This window comes from Cupriavidus sp. 05N39 (genome assembly GCF_056397325.1).
The window spans coordinates 1-4,834 of the sequence record NZ_JBFTNE010000202.1 but is presented as its reverse complement, the minus strand read 5'-3'; the positions used below and the strand labels follow the sequence as shown (position 1 = coordinate 4,834).

The window sequence follows — 4,834 nt, the reverse complement described above, 5'->3', positions numbered from 1 at the left end:
AAGTGGTCATCACCGTGGCGCCTTACGGCCCCGAGTGGATGCCGGCGGATTTCCCCGAAGACATTCCGGTGACGATGGAGGAACAGGTGCAAAAGGCCGTTGACTGCTACAACGCCGGTGCCACGGTGCTGCACCTCCACGTRCGCGAACTCGATGGCAAGGGCTCCAAGCGCCTGTCCAAGTTCAACGAACTGATCGCCGGCGTGCGCGCCGCGGTGCCCGACATGATCATCCAGGTCGGCGGCTCGATCTCGTTTGCCCCGGAAGACGACGGCCAGGCCGCCAAGTGGCTGTCGGACGATACCCGGCACATGCTCGCCGACCTGGACCCCAAGCCGGACCAGGTGACGGTGGCCATCAATACGACGCAGATGAACATCATGGAGCTGCTCTACCCGGAATACCTGGAGGGCACCTCGCTGGCCAACCCGGCTTTCCAGGCTGCCTACAGCGAAATGACCGTGCCCGCCGGCCCCGCCTGGGTCGAGGAGCACCTGAGGCGCCTGCAGGCCTCCGGCATCCAGCCGCATTTCCAGCTGACCGGCATCCATGCGCTGGAAACACTCGATCGCCTGGTGCGCAAGGGCGTGTACACCGGACCGCTGAACCTGACCTGGATCGGCATCGGCGGCGGCTTCGATGGTCCGAATCCGTTCAATTTCTTCAACTTCATCCATCGCGCGCCGGATGGSTGCACGCTGACCGCCGAATCGTTGCTGAAGAACGTCCTGCCGTTCAACATGATGGCCATGTCGATGGGCCTGCACCCCCGCTGCGGCATCGAGGACACCATCATCGACCAGCACGGCAACCGCATGACCTCGGTGCAGCAGATCGAGCAGTGCGTGCGCGTCGCCCGCGAACTCGGCCGTGAAGTGGCCAGCGGCAAGGAAGCGCGCAAGATCTACAAGATCGGCGTGCAGTACAAGGATGCCGAGGAAACCCTGGCAATGCATGGCATGGCGCCCAACCGCAAGCCGCGGCAGGCAAMCCTGCCCTTGCGCGCAGCCTGACGCCAGCCCGGGCAAGCGGACCGGCAACGATGCCCGTCCGCTCGCCATSGATCACACAATCCGCGCCGAATTCGCGGCGCCACAGCGGCAYCAGACCGCAGGAGACTTTCATGGGACAGTCCCTCTCCGGGGCCGCTCRCGCGGACACGGATCTCACCGCCAAGCCGGCACGCTCGCATGCCTACGCGTGGCTGGTATTCGCCCTCATTTTTGCGCTCCTGCTTTCCGACTACATGTCGCGCCAGGTGCTGAACGCCGTCTTTCCCCAACTGCGGCTTGAGTGGGGCCTGTCCGACGCCAAGCTCGGCTCGCTCAGCGGCATCGTCGCGCTGATGGTCGGTCTGTTCACSGTGCCGTTCTCGCTCGTCGCCGATCGCTGGGGYCGCGTCAAGAGCCTGGCCCTGATGGCGCTGCTGTGGAGCTGCGGCACGCTGGCGTGCGCGCTCTCCGCCAGCTACGGGCATATGCTGGCGGCCCGCTTCTTCGTCGGCATTGGCGAGGCGGCCTATGGCAGCGTCGGGCTGGCCGTGATCCTGAGCATCTTCCCGCCKTCCCTGCGTGCCACCCTGACCGGCGCCTTCACCTCCGGCGGCATGTTCGGCGCGGTGCTGGGCATGGGGCTGGGCGGTGTCGTGGCGGCCCGCTTCGGCTGGCGCGCGGCGTTCATGGCCATGGCGGTATTCGGACTGATCGTGGTGCTGATCTATTGCGTCACCGTGACCGAAGCCAGGCTGGCGCGGCGCACGGCAGGGCCACGCGCCACCCACGGCGGCGCGGCGCCAGCCCGAGCCCGCATCCCCTTGCCGGCGCTGCTGCGCGGGCTCTTCTGGGCACCGTCCCTGGTCTGCGCCTATGTCGGCAGCGGCCTGCAGCTTTTCATCGCCTACGCGATCATGGCCTGGATGCCGAGCTACCTGAACCGGTACTACGGCATGCCGCCCGACAAGGCGGCGCTGCTCGCCGCGGCGCTGCTGATCGTCGGCGGCGTYGGCATGACCTTGTGCGGGATGCTGACGGACCGGGTTAGCCGCAACGCGCCGGCCCGCAAGCTGACGCTSGCGATCCTGTTCTGTCTCGTGTCGTGCGYGCTGTTGCTGGCGGGCTTCCGGYTGCCGCCGGGTACCKCGCAGTTGCTGCTGATCGGTTTCGGCATGCTGCTGGCAATGGGTACCTGGGGCCCCGCCGGCGCCATGGTGGTCAATCTCTCCCGCCCCTCGACCCATGCCACCGCGCTGGCGATGCTGACRCTGGCCAACAACATCCTGGGCGCCGCGCCGGCGCCTTACCTGACGGGCCTGCTGGCCGACAGGATCGGATTGCTCGGGGCCCTGCAGGTGGTTCCGCTGATCTCGCTGGTCGCAGCCGCCGTGTTCTTCATCGCCAGGCCGCGCTACCTGCGCGACCTGCGGCTTGCCGAAGCGCGCAATGAGGCAGAGCGCGCCGGCGCCTGACTCCTCCTTCACCCGCTGAGTAAACAACAAGATGCATCACATTGAATTACCCCCGATCGTCATCGTCCCCGGCCTGCGCGACCATGTCGCGGATCACTGGCAAACCTTGCTGGCCGACAAGTTGCGCGCCGACGGGCGCCAGGTCAGCATCGTGCCTCCGCTGGAGCACAACAAGCTTGACTGCGCCGTGCGCGTCGCTGCGCTGGAACGCACGCTGGCGAGCCTGCGTGAGCCGGCCTTGCTGGTGGCCCACAGCGCCGGCGTCATGATTACGGTGCACTGGGCGCGCCGTTCCGCGCGCGCCGTGCGCGGCGCGCTGCTGGCCGCGCCGCCCGATTTCGATCATCCGTTGCCTGAAGGCTATCCGGACGAAGATGCGCTGCGCCTGAACGGCTGGACACCCGCACCGCGCGCGGCCTTGCGCTTCCCAAGCATCGTCGCGGCCAGCCGCAACGATCCGCTTGCCCGTTTCGAGGAAGTCGCCGCGCTGGCCAGCGCCTGGGGCAGCCGCCTGGTCGACCTCGGCAACGTCGGCCACCTCAACCCAGCCGCCGGCTACGGCCAATGGCCGCGCGCCGAGCCGCTCATTCAGGAACTCTCCGAAATGACTGAACTGATTGGCCAGGGCAAGCAGCGGACGGCTTGACAGTCCAACGCCCCCTCAGGTCATGGCAGGACGCACCGCGACGCCTGGCTGCACTCGCTGTTGGTGCCTTCCATTTCGAAGACCTGATCGCAAGCCACCTCGGCCCCGGCCAGTAGCACGTTCATGTGGCCAGGCATGGGGCCTGCCGCCGCGAGGATCGCGTACTTCACCGCCACCCCCTTCCCTACCCGCTTCCCGGTCAGTTCCTGACAAAGCGGCGATTTGCCGCCAAACGAATCTCGACCTCGCGCTGTCAGCGGCAGTGCGGGGCGGGCCACTTCGATCCGGAAGCACCGCGCACAGGTAGCGTCTCCCCGACCCCACCAGCCCTGCGTTATCAATACGCATCGCGCGGGCCGCCTTTCCCGTCACCTTCAGCTTCCTTTGCTTCCCTTTGACAAGCCCTGACCCGCTACCGAACCCCCGTCGTCCATTTGCACCCATGCGCAGAAAATCTCTTGGTATCCGGAGAATCCCGCCCCCCTGCCATTGGGGGGCGCACGGCGCCCAATTCTTTGCATGATGACGGCGTCAATAACAGACGTAAACATGGATATGAGGAGGACAGGTAGTGAAATCGTCTAGGAAACTGAGCAAGCTTAATCTTGCACTCATTGCTTCGGGCGCAATCTGCGCCGGCAGCGCCCACGCACAGCGCAGCGTGACGCTGTATGGCGTGGCGGATATGAACGTTGAGTTCGCCAACCATGTCGGCGCCGTTCCCACCGCTGCCAACAAGTTCAATGCGGGCCCGTCCAACAACGTCTACCGCGCGAACTCCGGGGGCCTGTCCGGCTCGCGTTGGGGCTTGCGCGGTGCGGAGGATCTCGGCAATGGCGTGAAATCCGTTTTCGTTCTGGAAAGCGGCTTTAACCTGGATACCGGCACATCGCAGCAAAGCGGCCGCCTGTTCGGTCGCCAGGCATACGTAGGCCTGCAGAGTACGCAGTTCGGCCAGGTGACCTTCGGCCGCCAGTACACTTCGATGTTCGAGAGCATCGCGAACTTCGTGCCGGCAGCCTTTGCCACCCAGTATGAACCGATCGTGATGCTGACCGGCGCCAACTTCCGCGAGGACAACACCATCAAGTACTCCGGCCAGTTCGGTCCGGTGTCCGCACTGGCGCACTGGTCCTTCGGTACCGGCCTGGCGTTGCCGACGACGGTAGCCAACGGCCCGCTCCTCGGCGGTAACGGCGAAGTGCCGGGCCAGTTCCGCCGCGATACCGCCTATGGCGCGGCGCTGACCTACATTGCCGGCCCTGTCGGTGTGGCCGTTGCCTACGACCAGTTCAACCCGACCATTTCCAACCCGGCGACCGCGGCTGCCCTCGGCAGCGGCAGCTTCAAGAAGGCGACAATCGCGGGAAGCTATGCGTTCGGCCCGGCAAAGATCATGGGCGGCTACCGCTGGGGTCAGAACAAGGACCAGAATGGCAGCCTGATCGAGCGCGACGACTTCTACTGGATCGGCGCCAACTACCAGGTGACGTCGGCGCTTAGYCTGACGCTCGAATACGACTACGACAACGTCAAGAGCTTCTTCGCCAACAAGTCGGTGCCGAACCCATGGCAAGTTGCCTTTATCGCGGACTACACGCTTTCCAAGCGGACTGATGTCTACCTGACCACGGCATATTCAAAGAATGCGGGTCTGGGACTGGATTCCCCGATGATTGGCTTTGCTAACAGCCTTTCCCTTGGCAATAGCTACCAATAGCTAC

General features: G+C 65.3%; 4 protein-coding genes and 1 pseudogene. 4 read left to right on the top strand and 1 reads right to left on the bottom strand.

Annotated elements, in window-relative coordinates; translation table 11 throughout:
* Window positions 1-2 precede the first annotated feature (2 nt).
* The 3 genes from AC1DN0_RS40285 (at window position 3) to AC1DN0_RS40275 (ending at window position 3,110) form a co-directional block, all read left to right on the top strand.
* Window positions 3-1,013 carry a beta-keto acid cleavage family enzyme gene (locus AC1DN0_RS40285; RefSeq protein ID WP_477146564.1) on the top strand — a complete coding sequence of 337 codons (1,011 nt, stop codon included), beginning with the start codon at window positions 3-5 and terminating at the stop codon, window positions 1,011-1,013.
* Window positions 1,014-1,123: 110 nt separating this feature from the next.
* The gene (locus AC1DN0_RS40280) at window positions 1,124-2,464 is read left to right on the top strand and encodes an MFS transporter (protein ID WP_477115592.1); all 1,341 of its coding nucleotides are present in this window, start codon (window positions 1,124-1,126) and stop codon (window positions 2,462-2,464) included.
* A 31-nt stretch (window positions 2,465-2,495) separates the two neighbouring features.
* A complete protein-coding gene (locus AC1DN0_RS40275) occupies window positions 2,496-3,110 on the top strand; it encodes an RBBP9/YdeN family alpha/beta hydrolase (RefSeq protein ID WP_441637498.1) in 615 nt (204 codons plus the stop codon).
* A 41-nt stretch (window positions 3,111-3,151) separates the two neighbouring features.
* Here the strand turns inward: AC1DN0_RS40275 and AC1DN0_RS40270 are convergent.
* A pseudogene (locus AC1DN0_RS40270) lies at window positions 3,152-3,319 on the bottom strand (NAD(P)(+) transhydrogenase (Re/Si-specific) subunit beta); the annotation flags it as partial.
* A gap of 362 nt (window positions 3,320-3,681) precedes the next feature.
* Between AC1DN0_RS40270 and AC1DN0_RS40265 the strand changes: the two are divergent.
* Window positions 3,682-4,830, top strand: coding sequence for a porin (locus AC1DN0_RS40265; protein WP_477146563.1), 1,149 nt, complete (start codon window positions 3,682-3,684; stop codon window positions 4,828-4,830).
* Window positions 4,831-4,834 lie beyond the last annotated feature (4 nt).